Origin of the sequence: Streptomyces tauricus, from assembly GCF_014650955.1 — a bacterium.
In the GTDB taxonomy this organism is placed as follows: Bacteria; Actinomycetota; Actinomycetes; order Streptomycetales; family Streptomycetaceae; genus Streptomyces; species Streptomyces tauricus.
Genome location: NZ_BMVY01000009.1, coordinates 211,369 through 229,218, shown reverse-complemented (window position 1 = coordinate 229,218; position 17,850 = coordinate 211,369). Strand labels below are relative to the sequence as shown.

Below are 17,850 nucleotides of genomic sequence, written 5' to 3'. Positions count from 1 at the left end.
TGCGCAATCAGCCACAGCGGACCCGCAGGTGGCAAACCGGCCCCACCCCACCCACCCAGGGGCGCGGGGAACTGCGCACCCAGCCGCAACGGACCCGCACCCGCCCGCTCACGGTCACCTACCAACGGCCGCCAAAAGCGGAGCGCCTACGTGCGGGAGACGTTCCGTTCGTACACCAGCCGCAGCCCGATCAGCGTCAGCCACGGCTCGTGCTCGTCGATCACCGACGCCTCGCCCAGCACCATCGGCGCCAGCCCACCCGTGGCGATGACCGTGACGTCGTCCGGGTCCTCGGCGAGTTCGCGGGCCATACGGTGGACGACGCCGTCGACCTGCCCGGCGAAGCCGTAGATGATGCCGGACTGCATCGCCTCGACGGTGTTCTTGCCGATGACCGTGCGCGGTCTCGCGATCTCGATCTTGCGCAGCTGGGCCCCCCGCACCCCGAGCGCCTCGACGGAGATCTCGATACCGGGCGCGATGACACCACCCGCGTACTCCCCGCGCGCGGACACCGCGTCGAAGGTCGTCGCCGTACCGAAGTCGACGACGATGGCCGGCCCCCCGTACAGCTCGACCGCCGCGACCGCGTTGATGATGCGGTCGGCGCCGACCTCCTTGGGGTTGTCCATCAGGATCGGGACGCCCGTCTTGATGCCGGGCTCGACGAGGACGGCGGGCACGTCCCCGTAGTAGCGGCGGGTCACCTCGCGCAGCTCGTGCAGGACCGAGGGGACGGTCGAGCAGATCGCGATGCCGTCGATGCCGTCGCCCAGCTCGTCGCCGAGCAGCGGGTGCATGCCCATCAGGCCCTGGAGGAGCACGGCCAGTTCGTCCGCGGTGCGGCGCGCGTCCGTGGAGATGCGCCAGTGTTCGACGATGTCCTCGCCGTCGAAGAGCCCGAGGACGGTGTGCGTGTTGCCGACGTCGATCGTGAGCAGCATGCCTACTCAGCCTCGCTCAAGGGCGACTCGGGGGCGTCGCGCAGGTCGAGGCCGATGTCCAGGATGGGCGAGGAGTGCGTGAGGGCGCCCACCGCGAGGAAGTCGACGCCCGTACGCGCGTACGCCGCCGCGGTGTCCAGGGTGAGGCGGCCCGAGGCCTCCAGGAGCGCGCGGCCGCCCACCAGGGCCACGGCCTGCTCGCACTCGCTGGGCGTGAAGTTGTCCAGGAGGATGAGGTCGGCGCCCGCGGCCAGGACCTCGCCCAGCTGGTCCAGGGTGTCGACCTCGACCTCGATCGGCAGCTCGGGGAAGGTCTCCCGGACGGCCTTGAAGGCCTGCGCGACACCGCCCGCGGCGACCACGTGGTTGTCCTTGACGAGGGCCGCGTCCGAGAGGGACATGCGGTGGTTGACACCGCCGCCGCTGCGGACCGCGAACTTCTCCAGGGAGCGCAGCCCGGGCGTCGTCTTGCGGGTGTCCCGCACGCGGGCGCCGGTGCCCTCCAGGACGTCCGCCCACGCGCGCGTGGCCGTCGCGATGCCGGACAGGCGGCACAGCAGGTTCAGGGCGCTGCGCTCGGCCGTCAGCAGGTCGCGGGTGCGGGTCGTGACGCTCAGGAGCCGCTGGCCGGCTTCGACGCGGTCGCCGTCGTCGACGTGCCGCTCGACCTCGAACTCGTCGGTGCAGACGACGGAGACGACCGCCTCGGCGATCCGCAGGCCCGCCACGACCCCGGCCTCGCGGGCGGTGAAGTCGGCGGTGGAGACGGCTTCCTCGGGGATGGTCGCGACCGTGGTCACGTCCACGCCGTGGTCGAGGTCCTCCTCGATGGCCAGATGCGCGATGTCCTCGACCTCGACGGGGTCGAGCCCGGCGTCGGTGAGGAGCTGCGCGAGGGCGGGGTCGAGCCCGCACTCGGCGTACTCGGCGTACTCCGCGTCGTCGGCGCTGTACTCGCCGCAGCCGCAGCCGTCGCCGCAGCCACCGCCGTCGAGGAGGGGAAGGTCCGGAGTGCTCACTGCTGTCACTGCTCCTGGGGGCTGGGCGTGGGGGTTCCCTCGGTGCGCACGGAGTCGCGGGCGGCCGTGGGGAGTGTCGGGGGGAAGTCTGCGGTGTCGGTGGTGTGTACCGCGAGCGTCCGGTCGGGATTGAGCCGTACGACGATGTGGCGCCGCCAGTTGTCGTCGTCCCGTTCGCCCCGGTCCTCGCGCCAGTGGCAGCCGCGGGTCTCCTCACGGAGGCGGGCGGCGGCCACCAGGACGCGGGCCACGCACAGGAGGTTGGTCGCCTCCCAGGTGTCGACGCCGGGTTCGGCGGTCTTGCCGTTCTCGTCGAGGGCGTCGCGGGCGTCGGCGTGCAGTTGCTGGAGGCGGTCGGCGGCGATCTCCAGGGAGGCGGCCGAGCGCAGGACGCCGGCGCCGTCGGTCATGATCCGCTGGATCGCGAACCGGGCCTCGGCGGCGAGCAGCGGGTGGTCGGGCTTCTCCGGCCGGGCGGCGGGCGAGGGCACGCGCGCGTGGAGGCGGTTCTCGTCGTGCCCGGCCTCCTCGTGCCCGGCCTCCTCGTGGGAGTGCTCGCCGTACTCGTGCCCTACGCGCCCCTCTCGCCCCTCTCGCCCTTCGTGGCCTTCGTGGGTGTGCGCGATGTCCGCCGCGATGCGCTCGGCGTAGACGAGGCCCTCCAGGAGGGAGTTGGAGGCGAGCCGGTTGGCTCCGTGGACACCCGTGCAGGCGACCTCGCCGCACGCGTACAGGCCCGGCACGGTCGTACGGCCCCGGGAGTCGGTGCGTACGCCGCCGGAGGCGTAGTGGGCGGCCGGGGCGACCGGGACCGGCTCGGTGACCGGGTCGATGCCGTGGGCGCGGCAGGCGGCCAGGATCGTCGGGAAGCGGTGCTCCCACATGTGCGCCCCGAAGTGCCGGGCGTCCAGGTACATGTGCTCGGCGCCCTGTTCCTGCATGCGCCGCGTGATGCCCTTGGCGACGATGTCCCGGGGCGCCAGTTCGGCCAGTTCGTGCTGCCCCAGCATGAAGCGCTCACCGTGCGCGTCGACGAGGTGGGCGCCCTCGCCTCGGACCGCCTCGGAGACGAGCGGCTGCTGGCCCTCCGCGTCCGCGCCGAGGAACAGCACGGTCGGGTGGAACTGCACGAATTCCAGGTCGGAGACCTCGGCGCCCGCCCGCAGCGCCAGCGCCACACCGTCGCCGGTGGACACCGACGGGTTGGTGGTCGCCGAGAAGACCTGGCCCATGCCGCCGGTCGCGAGGACCACGGCGGGCGCGTGGACGGCTCCCACGCCGTCGTGCTGGCCCTCTCCCATGACGTGCAGGGTCACGCCCGCCGTACGGCCGTCGGCGTCCGTGAGGAGGTCCAGGACGAGCGCGTTCTCGACCGTGCGCAGCCCACGCGCGCGGACGGCCTCGACGAGGGCCCGGGAGATCTCGGCGCCGGTCGCGTCGCCGCCCGCGTGGGCGATACGGCGGCGGTGGTGGCCGCCCTCGCGGGTCAGCTCCAGGTCGCCCTCTTCGGACTCGTCGAAGTGGGCGCCGGTCTCGATGAGACGGCGTACGGCGTCGGGGCCCTCGGTGACGAGGGTGCGGACGGCGTCCTCGTCGCAGAGGCCGACCCCCGCCACCAGGGTGTCGGCGAGGTGCTGCTCGGGGGTGTCGCCCTCTCCCAGGGCCGCGGCTATGCCGCCCTGGGCCCAGCGGGTGGAGCCGTCGTCGAGGCGGGCCTTGGTGACGACGACGGTCCGCAGACCGGCGGCGTCGCAGCGCAGCGCGGTGGTGAGTCCGGCGACCCCGGAGCCGACGACCACGACGTCGGCGGTGACGGACCAGCCTGGCGCGGGCGCGTGCAGACGTATACCTGTGCCGGTGCCCGTACCGGCGCCCGTGCTGGTGCCTGTGCTGGTCACGAGGCGGCTCCGAAGGTCAGAGGAATGTTGTCGATCAGCCGGGTCGTCCCGACCCGGGCGGCGACGGCGAGGACCGCGTCACCGGTGTGACCGTCCGCGATCTCGGTGAAGTCCGACGGATCGACCAGCGCCAGGTAGTCCAGGACGAGCGGCGGGCTGAGCCGGGCCGCGTCGTCGAGGACCAGCCGGGCGGCGGCGCGGACGGCGGCGGGGCCCCCTGGGGCCGCCTTGGCGACGGCGTGCGTGTCGGCGGCGGCGCGGGACTCGCCGAGTGCGCTCAGGGCCTCGGCACGCGCGTGCGTGGCGGGCACTTCGCGGGCACGCGCGCACAGCGCCTCCTGGGCGGCGTGCCGGTCGCTGCCCGCGAACAGGGCCTGGGAGAGGGCGAGCGCGGTGCGGCGCTCGGCGGCCGACAGATAGCGGTTGCGGCTGGACAGGGCGAGACCGTCCGCCTCGCGCACCGTCGGGACGCCGACGATCTCCATGCCGAAGTTCAGGTCGCGCACCATGCGGCGGATCAGGGCGAGCTGCTGGGCGTCCTTCTGCCCGAACAGCGCCACGTCGGGCCCGGTGAGGTGCAGCATCTTGGCGACGACGGTGAGCATGCCGTCGAAGTGCCCGGGCCGCGTCGAGCCCTCCAGCCGCTCCCCCATCGGCCCCGCGCTGATCCGGACCTGGGGTTCGCCGCCCGGGTAGACCTCGTCCACGGAAGGGGCGAACACGACGTCCGCGCCCGCCTGCTCGGCGATCTTGATGTCGGCGTCCAGGGTGCGCGGGTAGCGGTCGAGGTCCTCGCCCGCGCCGAACTGGAGGGGGTTCACGAAGACGGTGACGACGACCTCGCCGTCGCCGCCCGCGAGTTCCCGGGCGGTGCGGATCAGGGTGGCGTGGCCCTCGTGCAGGGCGCCCATCGTCATGACGACGGCGCGGCGGCCCGCGCGTACGCGCGCGTGGAGCTCGTCGGCGGTGCTCAGCAGGACGGTGGTCATCGGACTGCTCCGTTCCCGGCGCCGGGGCTGTCGGCGCCCGAGCCTGAACCTGCGCGCTTCATCGGGCGTCTCCTTCGGGGACGTCCGGTCCTTCGGGGCCGTCGGCGAGTACGCCGAGCAGGTCCTCGGCGAGCTCCGGCTTGAGCAGGCCGTGGGCGAGGGCCCGGTCGGCCGTCGCGCGGGCCATCGCGAGGTAGCCGGCGACGGTCTGCGGGGCGTGCTCGCGCAGCTCGGAGATGTGCGCGGCGACCGTGCCCGCGTCGCCGCGCGCCACCGGCCCGGTGAGGGCCGCGTCGCCCGACCTGAGGGCGTTGTCCAGTGCGGCGCCCAGCAGCGGGCCCAGCATCCGGTCCGGGGCGTCGACCCCCGCCGTGCGCAGCAGGTCCATGGACTCGGCGACCAGGGTCACCAGGTGGTTGGCGCCGAGCGCGAGGGCCGCGTGGTACAGCGGCCGGGACTCCTCGGCGATCCACTCGGGCTCGCCGCCCATCTCGATGACCAGGGCCTCGGCGGCCAGCCGCAGTTCCTCGGGGGCGGTGACCCCGAAGGAGCATCCGGCGAGCCGCTGTACGTCCACGGGGGTGCCGCTGAACGTCATCGCGGGGTGCAGGGCGAGAGGCAGTGCCCCGGCGCGCAGAGCGGGGTCGAGGATCCTCGACCCGTACCGTCCCGAGGTGTGCACGAGGAGCTGGCCCGGGCGGACGGAGCCGGTGTCGACGAGCCCTTCGACCAGGCCCGGCAGGGCGTCGTCGGGGACCGTGAGCAGGACCAGGTCGGCCCGCTCCAGGACCTGCTCGGGTGTCACCAGCGGCACGTCGGGCAGCAGTTGCGCGGCGCGGCGCCGGGAGGCGTCGGAGACCCCGGACACGGCCACCGGGCGGTGCCCGGCGAGCTGCAGCGACGCGGCCAGCGCGGGGCCCACCCGGCCGGCGCCGACGACGCCGACGGTGAGCCGCGCGGGGCGGTCCTTGGGGTCTGCCTGGGGGAATGTACTCACTCGACGGCGGCCTTCCGTTCCAGTCCGCTCGGGGTACCGGACGCTTTCTCGTCATGTTAACGCGATCGGTCCGGGGCCGTTTTTCTGTCCACAGGTTCTTGTCCACAGCCTGTGGGAAATCGACCGGCCGTGGCACGGGGGCCGCCGATGAATTCGCGTGCCCCCCGTCATGGCGTCCTGCATCATCCGGAGCATGAACGATTCGGCGGAGAAGTCGGAAGTGGCGGAGCGGACGCCCGAGGAGCGGCGCGAGCGGCGCAGGGTCGCCTGGCGAGGGGCCCGGCGGGCGCTGTGGCGGCCCGGTTTCCGCTCCACGGTCGGTGAGCTGCTGACCGGTCTGACGGACGCCGCGCCAAACGTGTACGACCTGGACCTGCCGGTGGACATGTACGGCAACGGGATCGTCGAGACCCTGGAGGAGCGGGCCGCCGGACTGCTCGGCAAGGAGGCCGCCGCCTTCTTCCCGTCGGGGACCATGGCCCAGCAGGTGGCGCTGCGCTGCTGGGCGGGCCGTACGGGCAACGCGACGGTGGCGATGCATCCCCTGTCCCACCCGGAGGTCCACGAGAGGCATTCCCTCAGCGCCCTCGGCGGCCTGCGGACCGTCCATCCCACGCGCGAGCCGCGGATGCCCTCCGCCGACGAGGTGCGCGACCTGGACGAGCCCTTCGGGACGCTGTTCCTCGAACTGCCCCTCCGGGAGGCCGGTTTCCTCCTGCCCTCCTGGGAGGAGCTGGTCGCCGTCACGGACGCGGCACGCGAACGCGACGCCGTGGTGCACTTCGACGGGGCCCGCCTGTGGGAGTGCGGCACGCACTTCGGCCGCTCCCTGGCCGAGATCTCCGATCTCGCGGACAGCGTCTACGTGTCCTTCTACAAGTCGCTGGGCGGGTTCGGCGGCGCCGCTCTCGCGGGCCCGCGGACGCTCGTCGACGAGGCGAAGGCCTGGCGCCACCGGTACGGCGGCCAGGTCCTCCAGCAGTTCCCCACCGCCCTGTCCGCGCTGATCGGCCTGGAGAGGGAACTGCCCCGGCTCCCCCAGTACGTGGCCCACGCGCGCGTGGTCGCCGCGGCGCTGCGCGAGGGGTTCGCCGGGGCGGGGCTCCCCTGGGCGCGGGTCCACCCGGAGGAGCCGCACACGCACCAGTTCCAGGTGTGGCTGCCGTACGAGGCCGACGACCTGAGCGACACGGGGGCGCTGCAGGCGGAGGAGACGGGCGTGTCGCTCTTCCCGCAGGTCTGGAACCGGGGCGGGCCCGGCCTCGCGTACACCGAGGTCACGGTGGGCGCGCCGGGCCTGGAGTGGACGGCGGACGACGTACGGGCCGCTGTCAGGGAGTTCGCGGCGCGCATTCCCCGCTGATCACCGGGCCGGCCGTCCTGGCCGGCCCGACCCCGCCGCTCGGCCCGCTCGGACTCCGCGGGCGGCTCCGTCCGATCAGGTCGGGGCGATCGGAGTGACCGAGGCGGCCGGGGCGGCCGAACCATGCGATCCGGACCGCCCGTACCCGTGCGCGTACTCGCGCCCCTACCCGCCCCCGGGCAGGGCGGCCGGTCAGGACCGCGCGGAACCGCCGGTGGTCGGGCAGTTCGCGCATGACCTGCCAGTCGTGGGCGCCGGGAGCCGGCGGGGTCGGGTCGCCGTGCTGCCGGGCGCGGTAGGTGTCCAGTAGGTACTGCTGCGTGATGCTCATGGCTGATCGCCTTCTCGGGACGGGTACGGACGTCTGCCGGGCCCGGCCCCGCCATCGGTTCCTCTTCGGTTCCGATGCCGGTTCCGGCTCCCGGACGTGCTCCGTGGGCCCCGCGGTGCCCCGGTGGACCCAGCGTGCGCCCGGCCCGCCGTCGCCGTCCCGTCGATTGACGGCGCTCGTCAATCGGGGGCCGCGTTGTCGGTGGCGGGGTGCACCATGAGGTCATGAGCGTGACCATCGACATCTCCGGGCTGCGCAGGGAGCGGGTGGCCGTCGTGCCCTCGCCCCTGGCCGAGTTGTGCATGGCACTGCACGCGCTGGCCGAGCCGGGCCACCACCCAGGCCTCCAGGGCTGGGCGACCGGCGTGACCGCCCGCCTCGACCCGCATCTGGCCGACCGGATGTGCGAGGCCGACTTCCTGTGGCGGACGACGTTCTCGGACCTGTTCCTGCCGTACGCGGGAGCGGCGGGCGGCAGCACGCTCCCCGGCGCCACCCTCGCCGAGGAGCTGGACCTGGTCGACAAGCTGACGGACGAGCAGTTCGTGGACGCGGCCCTGGAGTTCACCTGCGCGCTCCCGTACGACGCGCAGGGCGCCGGCGCCCTGGCCGACCCCGCGTCCCGTCGGCGCGCCCTGGAGCTGGCCGCCGCGCGCGGGCCGCGGCCGGCGGAGTTCACCGAACGGCTGCTGGCCGACCCGCCGCGGATCCGGGCCTGGCTGCGGCAGTTCCTGGAGGACTGCGACGAGGCATTCTTCGCCGACACCTGGTCCCGGCTGCGCCACCAGCTCGCGGCGGACGCCCGCCGCAAGACGGACCTGCTCGGCCGACGGGGCCTGGGCGAGGCGCTGGCGTCCGTGTCGGCCGCGGTGACGCTCGACGAGGACGCGGGCCGGATCGTCGTGGACAAACTGGGGCACGGCCGTACGTCGGTCCGGGCCGGCAGTCTCCTGCTGGTGCCGACGAGCCTCGGCTGGCCGCATCTCATGGTGCTGCACCGGTACGGCTGGCAGCCGGTGATCCACTATCCGGTGGGCTCCCCGGAGCTGACGGTTCCGACCTCCGTCGAGCAGCTGACCCTGCGGATGACGGCCCTGTCGCATCCGATGCGGATGCGGCTGTGCCGGAGCCTGGCCCGCAGCGCGTTCACCACGAGCGAGCTGGCGCAGACGCACGGGATGACGGCTCCGGAGATATCCCGGCACCTGAGCGTGCTGAAGAAGGCGGGGCTGCTCACCACGCGCCGCCGCGGGCGGTACGTCCTGCACCAGCTGGACGTCACGATGGTGGCGCGCCTGGGCAGCGACTTCCTGGAGGGAATCCTCCGCTGACCGCCCCGCGCCCGGCCTCGCCCCCTGCCCCCGCCTGCGGCCCGGTCGGAGTCACCCGCGCAGTTCCCCGCGCCCCCAGGGGACCAGAGTCGGCCGGGACACGACTGCCGCCCGGTAGGGGGCACCCGCGCAGTTCCCCGCGCACCTAGGGGGCCAAGGCCGGGGCACCTCACACGGCTCCCCAAGCCCCAGGCACCCCAGGGGCGCGGGGAACTGCGCGGCCAGCAACAGCGCACCCGCACCTATCCACCACCGGAGCCCTCACCTACCAAGGGGCGCGGGGAACTGCGCGGCAAGCAACAGCGGACCCGCACCCACCCACCACCGAGCCCCCACCCACCCAGGGGCGCGGGGAACGGCGCAACCAGCCACGCACGGCTGGCGGTCGGCGACGCGGCCAGGGGCGTCAGCCCTGCCCGCCGGCCCGTACCAGGCCCGTCTCGTACGCCAGGACGACCACCTGGACCCGGTCCCGCAACCCCAGCTTCGTGAGGATGCGACCCACATGCGTCTTCACCGTCGCTTCGGACAGGACCAGCCGCGCCGCGATCTCCCCGTTGGACAGTCCCTGGGCGACCAGGATCATGACCTCGCGCTCCCGCCCGGTGAGCCGCTCCAGCTCCTTGTGCTGCGGATCCTTGCCCGCACTCGGCAGCAGCGGCGCGAACCGGTCCAGCAGACGCCGCGTCGTCGAGGGCGCCACCACCGCGTCCCCGCTGTGCACGGAACGGATCGCCGCGAGGAGTTCCCCGGGCGGCACATCCTTGAGCATGAAGCCGGAGGCACCCGCCTTGAGCCCCGAGAAGGCGTACTCGTCGAGGTCGAAGGTCGTCAGGATCAGCACCTTCGGCGGATTCGGGTCCGAGCAGATACGGCGGGTCGTCTCCACCCCGTCCAGCTTCGGCATGCGGACGTCCATCAAAACCACGTCGACATCCCGCCCGCGCAGTGCCTGCAGCGCCTCCACCCCGTCGCCCGCCTCCGCCACGACCTCCATGTCCGGCTGGGCGTCGAGCACCATCCGGAACCCGGTGCGCAGCAGCGCCTGGTCGTCGACGAGCATCACGCGGATCGGCATGGGGAGGTCCTCCGGTCGGTTCGAATGCGCGTACGCGTCTTCGCATGCGTGCACGTGTCAGTGAGCGGGCTTGAGCGGAAGCAGGGCGCTGATGCGGAAGCCGCCGCCGGGACGCGGCCCGGCGTCCAGGGTGCCGCCGACCATGCCGATGCGCTCGCGCATACCGATCAGCCCGTGGCCCTGGCCGTCCACCCCGCCCTCCTCGTACAGCTCGTGCGGGGCGCCCTTGCCGTCGTCCTCGACGAGCAGGCCGAGGCCGTCGTCGAAGTAGACCAGGCGCACACTCGCTCCCGCGTTCGGCCCCCCGTGCTTACGCGTGTTGGTGAGGGCCTCCTGCACGATGCGGTACGCGGTCAGCTCGACACCGCTGGGCAGCGGACGCGGAGTGCCCTCGATCTTGAAGTCGACGGGGAGACCGGAGCCCCGGCACTGCTCGATCAGCTCGTCGAGCTGCTCCACGTCGGGCTGCGGCACGTACTCGCCGGACTCCTGGTGCTCGCCGGTGCGCAGCACACCGAGGAGGCGGCGCATCTCGGCGAGGGCCTGCCGTCCCGTCCCGGAGATGATCTCCAGGGCCTTCTTGGCCTGGTCCGGCGCGGAGTCGAGTACGTACGCCGCGCCGTCGGCCTGGACCACCATCACCGACACGTTGTGCGCGACGACGTCGTGCAGTTCGCGGGCGATCCGGGCGCGCTCGGCGGCGACCGCGACCTTGGCCTGAGCCTCGCGCTCCTTCTCCAGGCGCGCGGCCCGCTCCTCCAGCTGCGCGAAGTAGGCGCGGCGGGTCCGCAGGGAGTCGCCGAGGACCCAGGCGAGGGCGAAGGGGACCGTCTGGAAGATCACTATCGCGACCTGCCCGCCGGCGCTCTGGTGCTCCTCCGGCCAGCGCAGCTGCGCCAGCGGGGCCGCGAGCAGACCGGCCGTGAGGGCGAGCCGGGACGCCCACCGGGTGCCGTTCGAGGCGACCGTGTAGGTGATCACCAGCAGCGCGAAGTCGGCCGGCGCCAACGGCATGTCCAGCACCAGCTGCGCCCCGCCCATGGCGACGGCGAGGACCAGCATCGACTCGGGCAGCCGCCTGCGCAGCGCGATCACCAGGCAGAGCAGGAGGGTGATCGGAAGGGTGACGGCCAGGTGGTCGGTCCCGGAGTCGGAATTCTCCTGCCCGGCCGTTCCACTCGCGACCGAGATCCCGAGCAGGACGACGGCCCAGAAGCCGTCGACCCATGTCGGGTGCCTGCGGAGAAAATCATAGAGGCGCTGCACGTAACCCAGCGTAGGGAAGCGTGCTGTGTGCAGGGGTCAACCGGAGGGTCGATCCGTAAGCGGTGCTTGTACTCCCCAAGGTGGAGGCCGCCGTGAACTTGGCGCTTAGCCTGGCGCGGTGACGGCGAGGGAAACAGGGGTGGGCGCAGTGGAGCGTGAGGCGGCGGGCGGGATGCGCGGGTGGCGCCCGGCGACCGAGGAAGCGCTGTACGGGCCCCGCGGTTTCTATCGCAGACCGGAGGGTCCCGCGGGCCATTTCCGCACCTCGGTGCATGCGTCACCGCTGTTCGCGGGGGCCGTGGCCCAGCTGCTGCGGCTCGTCGACGAGGCGCTCGGCCACCCCGCAGAACTCGCCTTCGTCGACCTGGGCGCGGGCCGCGGCGAACTGGTGCGTGCCGTCCTGAAGGCGCTCCCCGCCGAAGTGGCCTCCCGCGCGCGTGGGTACGCGGTGGAACGCGCCGCCCGCCCCGCAGGACTCGATCACCGGATCGAGTGGCTCCCGGAACCCCCGCCGGGTGTCGCGGGCCTCCTGTTCGCCAACGAGTGGCTCGACAACGTGCCGGTGGACGTGGTCGAGGTGGACGCGCACGGGGTGCCCCGTCTCGTCCTGGTGGCCCCGGACGGGACCGAAGCCCTCGGGGAGCCGGTGGGGGGCGCGGACGCGCGCTGGCTGGAGAAGTGGTGGCCGCTCCCGCACCCGGCCGACGGCTCGTCATCCGCCGACAGCTCGTCATCCGCCGAAGGTCTGCGGGCCGAGATCGGTCGCCCCAGGGACACCGCCTGGGCGTCCGCCGTGGCGGCCCTGGGCCGCGGTCTGGCGGTCGCCGTCGACTACGGGCACGACGCGGGAGCACGGCCGCCCTTCGGGACGCTGACGGGCTTCAGGGAGGGCCGGGAGACGGCACCCGTGCCGGACGGCTCCTGCGACATCACCGCACACGTGGCGCTGGACGCGTGCGCCCTGCCCGGTGGCCGCCTGCTCAGCCAGCGCGAGGCACTGCGGACGCTGGGCGTGAGCGGCGACCGGCCACCCCTCACCCTGGCCGCCACGGACCCCGCGGCCTACGTACGGGCCCTGGCGGGCGCGGGCGAGGCCGCCGAACTGACCGCCCGGGGCGGCCTGGGCGACTTCGGCTGGCTGACCCAGCCGGTCGGCATCCCGGACCCGCTCCCGCTTGCGGACCCTCTCCCGAAACAGGAAAAGCCCTCTCCGTAGAGGGCTACTTGTCGATGTCCCCCACCACGAAGAACAGCGACCCCAGGATCGCCACCATGTCCGCGACCAGCGTGCCCGGCAGCAGCTCGGTGAGCGCCTGGATGTTGTTGTACGAGGCCGACCGCAGCTTCAGCCGGTACGGCGTCTTCTCGCCCTTGCTGACGAGGTAGTAGCCGTTGATGCCGAGGGGGTTCTCGGTCCAGGCGTACGTATGGCCCTCGGGAGCCTTCAGAACCTTGGGGAGCCGCTGGTTGATCGGGCCGGGGGGCAGCTCCGCGAGCCGGTCCAGACAGGCGTCCGCGAGGTCGAGCGCGTTGTGGGTCTGCTCCAGGAGGCATTCGAACCGGGCCAGGCAGTCGCCCTCCTGGCGCGTGACGACCTTCAGCGTGTCCTGGAGTTCCCCGTACGCGAGGTACGGCTCGTCCCGGCGCAGGTCGAAGTCGACACCGGAGGCGCGCGCGATCGGCCCGCTCACTCCGTAGGCGTGCACCGCCTCGGGGGAGAGCACTCCGACCCCGCGCGTACGCCCCCGGAAGATCTCGTTGCCGAGCACCAGGCCGTCGAACCGGTCCATCCGGGAGCGCACCCCGGAAACGGCCTCCCGCGCGCGCGTGGCCCAGCCGGCCGGCAGGTCCTCCTTGAGGCCGCCCACCCGGTTGAACATGTAGTGCATGCGCCCGCCGGAGACCTCCTCCATGACGTGCTGAAGCTCCTCGCGCTCGGTGAACGCGTAGAAGATCGGGGTGATCCCGCCCAGCTCCAGGGGGTACGAGCCGAGGAACATCAGGTGGTTCAGGACCCGGTTCAGCTCCGCGAGGAGCGTGCGCGTCCATACCGCGCGCGGGGGCACCTCCATGCCGAGCATCCGCTCCACACCGAGGACCACGCCCAGTTCGTTCGAGAACGCGGAGAGCCAGTCGTGGCGGTTGGCCAGCATGATGATCTGCCGGTAGTCGCGCGCCTCGAAGAGCTTCTCCGCGCCGCGGTGCATATAGCCGATCACCGGCTCGGCGTGCTGGATCCGCTCACCGTCCAGGACGATCTTCAGCCGGAGTACGCCGTGGGTGGACGGATGCTGGGGCCCGATGTTGAGCACCATGTCGGTGCTCTCCGCGGCGCCGCCGATCCCGACCATGGTCTCCGTCGTAGGAGTCATGCGGACAGTGTGTCGTACGTACGCTTGCTGCATGGAGACGGGGACCTCGGAAAACGCGGGGCAGACAGCGGGGCGGCCGGCCGGGCGGGCAGCGGGGGTGCCGGCGGACGAGCCGGTGTGGATCGCGCTGCCGCCGGGGCTGCTGAGGATGCGACGGCTGCTGCTGGTGGTGTGGCTGGGGCTGCTGACCCTGGCCACGGGCCTGCTGCTCGGTCTGTTCGCGGGGCCCGTCTGGGCGGCGTTCGCGCTGCTGCCGCTGGCCGCGCTGCTGTGGGGCTGGCCGATGCTGGGCCGCAACTGGCGTTCCTGGCGCTATGCCGAGCGCGCGGACGACCTGCTGATCAGCCGGGGTGTCCTGTGGCACGAGGAGACCGTCGTGCCGTACGGGCGCATGCAGTTGGTCGAGGTCACCTCAGGTCCCGTGGAGCGGCACTTCGGGCTGGCGAGCGTGCAGCTGCACACGGCCGCCGCGGCGACGGACGCCCGTATCCCGGGGCTCGTACCGGCGGAGGCGGAACGGTTGCGCGACCGGCTCACCGAGCTGGGCGAGGCCCGATCGGCGGGGCTGTGACCACCCCACCGGAATCCGTGCCGCGCGAGCGGCGGCTGCATCCCGTGACTCCGCTGCGGCGCGCGTGGGCGCCGGTCGCCGTGATCGCCGGCTGGGCCGTGCACGATCCCGACCAGGCGCAGCGGCAGCTGATGCGGCTCACGACGACCGTCCTGCTGGCCGCCCTCGCCGCCGCCGTCCTGGGGGCCGCCCTGTACGGCTTCCTGAGCTGGTGGTTCACGCACTTCTCGGTGACCGACACCGAGCTGCGCATCCGGACGGGCCTGGTGTTCCGGCGTACCGCGCACATCCGGCTCGAACGGATCCAGGCCGTCGACGTCACCCAGCCGCTGCTGGCGCGCGTCGCCGGGGTCGCCAAGCTGAAACTCGACGTCGTCGGGACCGACAAGAAGGACGAGCTGGCCTATCTGGGCCAGGAGGAGGCCCGGGTACTACGGGCCGAACTGCTCGCCCGGGCCGCCGGTTTCGCCCCCGAGACGGTGCACGAGGTGGGCGAGGCGCCGGTCAGGCAACTCCTGCACGTACCGGCCAGGGTCCTCGCGGTCTCGCTCGTCCTGACCGGGGCCACCTGGGGGACGCTGGCCGCCGCCCTCGTCGTACCGCCGCTGCTGTGGTTCGCCACCCACAGCGTGTGGACGGTCCTCGCGACGGCGCTGCCGCTGCTGGGCGCGGCGGGCGCGAGCAGCGTGGGCCGGTTCGTCGCCGAGTACGACTGGACCGTGGGCGAGTCGCCGGACGGACTGCGCATCGACCACGGGCTGCTCGACCGTACGCACGAGACCGTGCCGCCCGGGCGCGTCCAGACCATCCACATCGTCGAACCGCTCCTGTGGCGGCGGCGCGGCTGGGTCCGGATCGAACTGGACGTGGCGGGCTCGTCCAACTCCGTCCTCATACCGGTCGCCCCGCGCGAGGTCGCCGAGTCGGTCATCGCGCGCGTGCTGCCGGGAGTGACCGTGCCCGCCACCCTCGCGCGCCCCCCGCGCCGGGCGGGCCGGTGTCTGCCGTTGTGGTGGCGGGGTTACGGGATCGCCGTCACCGACACCGTCTTCGTGGCCCGGCACGGGCTGCTCCGCCGCAGCATCGCGCTCGTACCGCACGCGAAGGTGCAGAGCGTGCGCCTGGAGCAGGGGCCGTGGCAGCGCCGCCAGGGGCTCGCCGACGTCCGGGTGGACACCGGCGCCAACAAGACGGTGACGGCCCGGCTGCGGGACGCCTCGGAGGCGGCGGAGCTGCTGTACGCGCAGGCGGACCGTGCGCTGACCGGCCGGCGCGAGGCCCGGCCGGACCGCTGGATGGCCTGACCGGCCCTCTCAGGGATTCCGGGTCCCTCAGAGATCTCCGGGCCCCTCAGGGATCTCCGGGCCCCTGAGGGATCCTCGGGAGCTTCTAGGAGACCGCGCTCCGCAGTTCCGTCAGGTCGATCTGTTCCGTCTCGTCGTGCGCGGTCAGGTCGATGACCTGGCCGACACCGCGCGACTCGTCGCCCGCGGGCTTGAAGCCGGACTCGGCCTCGGCCTTGTGGAGCGCGAGCGCCTCCTGCCCGACCACGTCGGCGAGGTCCTCGTTCTGCACGGCCTCCAGCGCTTCCGCGCCCTTCTGCGTACCGAAGAAGTCGAAGCCGCCCTCGACGGCGGGCCGCCGCACGGGTGCGGCCGGTGCGACCGCCACGGCCGTGGGCACGGCGAAGTGTCCGGCGGGACGGGCGGGACGCGCGGCGGGCGTCAGCGCGGCGGCGCCCGTCGGCGACGGACCGGCATCCGCCACGGGCGGCTGCTGTACGCGGGCCACTTCCGACGGGGTGGGACGCGCGAGGGCGCTGCCCGGAGACGACTCCGGCGCGGGCGCGGTGTCCTGCGCGGGCCGGGACGCCGTACGGGTCGCGGTGGACTGCAGGGACGTCACACCGACGGCGCCGGACCGTGCGCGGGGCCGAGCGGTCCCGGTGGCTCGGGCGGTCCCGGCGGGCTGTGCGGTCTCCGCGGGCTGCGCGTGGGGCCGTACGTTCTCGGTCTCGGCGGCCTGCGTGGGCCTCGGGGCGGTCGCGGCGGCCGTGCGCTCGTGCCCGCCGACCGCCTCGGGCCTCCCCAGCGCCTCGCCCTCCTGGCGGGTGTCAGCCTTCGTCGGCGCACCCGTCATGGCGCCGCCCGCGGTGGAGGCGGCGGCGGCCTTCGGGGAGCCGCCCGGCCTGGGCGCGCCCTTGCCGGGGCCGCCCGGCGACGGCGAACCCTTCCGGGTCCCGCCCTTCGGGGCCGTCCGCTTGGCCGGGCCGCCCTTGGGGGGCGTGGTCGGCGCGGGGCCGCCGGTGTCGGGGTCTTCCGGGGCCGGGTCGTCGGGGGTGGCGCCGGTCGCGGCGGGCGCGGTAGTCGACGGGGCAGCCGCAGCTTCGGCGCCTTGGTCTCCAGCGGCGCCGGCCTCGGCGTCGGTCCCGGCCTCCGCACCGGCGGCTATGGATCCGTCCGTCGGCGAGCCGGACCGCGCGGGGCCGGACTCCTCAGAGGCGGCCTCGACCGCGGTGTCCGCGGTGTCGTCCCCGGGCTCGGCCGTGGACCCGTCGCCGTTCAAGGCGTCCGAGTTGTCCGGGTCGTTCGGGTCGTGTGAGTCGTCCGGGTCGTTCGAGTCATCCGCCCGAGCCGCCTCCTCGACCGCGACGCCGTTGCGGGCCCCCAGGAGCCGGTCCAGCGCCGAGTTGGCCTTCACGTAGAGGACCGAGGCCGCGGAGGACGCCGCCAGGGCCGCCTGGACCGTTGCCGTCGTCGCCTCGGGCACCTCCGCCTCGGGAGCCGTGTCGGCGGATCCCTCAGGGGCCGTCTCCTCGGCCGTCGAAGCCGTGACGGGGGCCTCCGGGGCGGGCGCGGCCTCTATCTCCAGGAGCCGGCGGCCCTCCAGCGCGGTGGCCCGCTCGGTCTCCGCCGTGGCGTACCGCCGCAGCAGCGCGGCGTGTTCGTTGCGCAGCCCGGCCAGCTCGGCACGCTTGGCGCGCAGCCGTTGTTCCAGCTTCGTACGGAGTTCGCGCGACTCGTCCAGGTCGCTCTCCAGTTCGGCGACCCGCTCCTCGTGACGCCACTCGTCGCTCGCGCGCCCGCGTGCGAGATCCGCGACGCGCCTGCCCGCCGAGGCGTCCCAGCGGCGCATGACGATCGCGCCCACGACAGCCGTCAGCGCGGCGCCCGCGGCCAGCCCTCGGAGCACCATCGGTTCGGAGAACAGCCATGGCCCCACGGCGCAGACGACGGATACGCCTGCGATCGCCGAGGGGGGCAACAGCCGGTGCAGAGGTGGGGAATGGCGGTGACGTCCTCGTGGCATGGCCAGAAACTTACCGCGCGTAGGCGAATGATGGTGCCCCGCATGGCAAAAACGCAGCCACACCGAAACCTTCTCACCGCCCCTTCACCGGACAATCCCCGCACCGGCCCCTCCAGGACCACGAGTTGGGCCCGCCACCAGCAGTCGCACGGGTCCCGCCCCGTCGGTCCGCCGTCCGGCCGCCGTCCGCCTATTCGACGCGGACTCCCCCGTGGCCGCCGCGCCACTTCTCGATCAAGCTCCCCCGCATTCGTCCCCGGGGCGGGATCGCCGGCCTTGCGACCGGACTTCCCGAGATCCGAAAGAATCTCCGGGCCGGCGACCGGCGGTGAATTCAGCGGACTTCACCGCGTATTCGCGTACAGCCGTCGTCAGAAACCTT

Annotated in this window: 14 protein-coding genes and 1 pseudogene; 5 read left to right on the top strand and 10 right to left on the bottom strand. The window is 73.5% G+C overall.

Features of this window, described 5'->3' with window-relative positions:
- Positions 1–146: 146 nt before the first annotated feature.
- From IE278_RS17380 to IE278_RS17360, 5 genes are read right to left on the bottom strand one after another with little or no spacing between them, the layout of a single operon-like run.
- The gene (locus IE278_RS17380) at positions 147–944 is read right to left on the bottom strand and encodes a type III pantothenate kinase (RefSeq protein ID WP_107022346.1); all 798 of its coding nucleotides are present in this window, start codon (positions 942–944) and stop codon (positions 147–149) included.
- 2 nt (positions 945–946) lie between these two features.
- Positions 947–1,963: a carboxylating nicotinate-nucleotide diphosphorylase gene (gene nadC, locus IE278_RS17375; RefSeq protein WP_189773260.1), complete on the bottom strand. Its 1,017-nt coding sequence runs from the start codon at positions 1,961–1,963 to the stop codon at positions 947–949.
- 5 nt (positions 1,964–1,968) lie between these two features.
- Positions 1,969–3,861 (bottom strand): L-aspartate oxidase, encoded by a 1,893-nt coding sequence (locus IE278_RS17370; RefSeq protein ID WP_189773259.1) that lies wholly within the window; start codon positions 3,859–3,861, stop codon positions 1,969–1,971.
- Complete coding sequence (panC, locus tag IE278_RS17365) at positions 3,858–4,850, bottom strand: pantoate--beta-alanine ligase (RefSeq protein ID WP_189773258.1); 993 nt, start codon at positions 4,848–4,850, stop codon at positions 3,858–3,860. Before panC ends, IE278_RS17370 begins: the two co-directional genes overlap by 4 nt.
- A gap of 58 nt (positions 4,851–4,908) precedes the next feature.
- Positions 4,909–5,847 (bottom strand): Rossmann-like and DUF2520 domain-containing protein, encoded by a 939-nt coding sequence (locus IE278_RS17360; protein WP_189773256.1) that lies wholly within the window; start codon positions 5,845–5,847, stop codon positions 4,909–4,911.
- Positions 5,848–6,040: 193 nt separating this feature from the next.
- Here IE278_RS17360 and IE278_RS17355 point away from each other — a divergent pair, with 193 nt between their 5' ends.
- Positions 6,041–7,210, top strand: coding sequence for a threonine aldolase family protein (locus tag IE278_RS17355; protein ID WP_189773254.1), 1,170 nt, complete (start codon positions 6,041–6,043; stop codon positions 7,208–7,210).
- Between the two features lie 142 nt (positions 7,211–7,352).
- Here the strand turns inward: IE278_RS17355 and IE278_RS43185 are convergent.
- Positions 7,353–7,541: pseudogene (locus IE278_RS43185) on the bottom strand (hypothetical protein); the annotation flags it as partial.
- 224 nt (positions 7,542–7,765) lie between these two features.
- Here IE278_RS43185 and IE278_RS17345 point away from each other — a divergent pair.
- On the top strand, positions 7,766–8,872 hold the full coding sequence (locus IE278_RS17345) for a DUF5937 family protein (protein ID WP_189773252.1): 1,107 nt from the start codon (positions 7,766–7,768) through the stop codon (positions 8,870–8,872).
- A 406-nt stretch (positions 8,873–9,278) separates the two neighbouring features.
- On the opposite strand, the gene IE278_RS17340 is transcribed toward IE278_RS17345, so the two are convergent.
- Positions 9,279–9,950: a response regulator transcription factor gene (locus tag IE278_RS17340; protein WP_189773250.1), complete on the bottom strand. Its 672-nt coding sequence runs from the start codon at positions 9,948–9,950 to the stop codon at positions 9,279–9,281.
- 57 nt (positions 9,951–10,007) lie between these two features.
- Complete coding sequence (locus tag IE278_RS17335; RefSeq protein ID WP_189773248.1) at positions 10,008–11,216, bottom strand: sensor histidine kinase; 1,209 nt, start codon at positions 11,214–11,216, stop codon at positions 10,008–10,010.
- Positions 11,217–11,388: 172 nt separating this feature from the next.
- Here IE278_RS17335 and IE278_RS17330 point away from each other — a divergent pair, with 172 nt between their 5' ends.
- Positions 11,389–12,432 (top strand): SAM-dependent methyltransferase, encoded by a 1,044-nt coding sequence (locus tag IE278_RS17330; protein WP_189773352.1) that lies wholly within the window; start codon positions 11,389–11,391, stop codon positions 12,430–12,432.
- 4 nt (positions 12,433–12,436) lie between these two features.
- Here IE278_RS17330 and IE278_RS17325 read toward each other — a convergent pair whose 3' ends face one another.
- Positions 12,437–13,588 carry an NADH-quinone oxidoreductase subunit D gene (locus IE278_RS17325; RefSeq protein ID WP_189773246.1) on the bottom strand — a complete coding sequence of 384 codons (1,152 nt, stop codon included), beginning with the start codon at positions 13,586–13,588 and terminating at the stop codon, positions 12,437–12,439.
- A gap of 31 nt (positions 13,589–13,619) precedes the next feature.
- On the opposite strand from IE278_RS17325, the gene IE278_RS17320 reads away from it, so the two are divergent.
- Together IE278_RS17320 and IE278_RS17315 are read left to right on the top strand one after the other, a co-directional pair.
- The gene (locus IE278_RS17320) at positions 13,620–14,159 is read left to right on the top strand and encodes a PH domain-containing protein (RefSeq protein ID WP_246570359.1); all 540 of its coding nucleotides are present in this window, start codon (positions 13,620–13,622) and stop codon (positions 14,157–14,159) included.
- A complete protein-coding gene (locus IE278_RS17315; RefSeq protein ID WP_373312010.1) occupies positions 14,156–15,463 on the top strand; it encodes a PH domain-containing protein in 1,308 nt (435 codons plus the stop codon). The genes IE278_RS17320 and IE278_RS17315 overlap by 4 nt, the downstream gene beginning before the upstream one ends.
- 85 nt (positions 15,464–15,548) lie before the next feature.
- On the opposite strand, the gene IE278_RS17310 is transcribed toward IE278_RS17315, so the two are convergent.
- Positions 15,549–17,468 carry a hypothetical protein gene (locus IE278_RS17310; protein WP_246570358.1) on the bottom strand — a complete coding sequence of 640 codons (1,920 nt, stop codon included), beginning with the start codon at positions 17,466–17,468 and terminating at the stop codon, positions 15,549–15,551.
- Between the last annotated feature and the right edge of the window lie 382 nt (positions 17,469–17,850).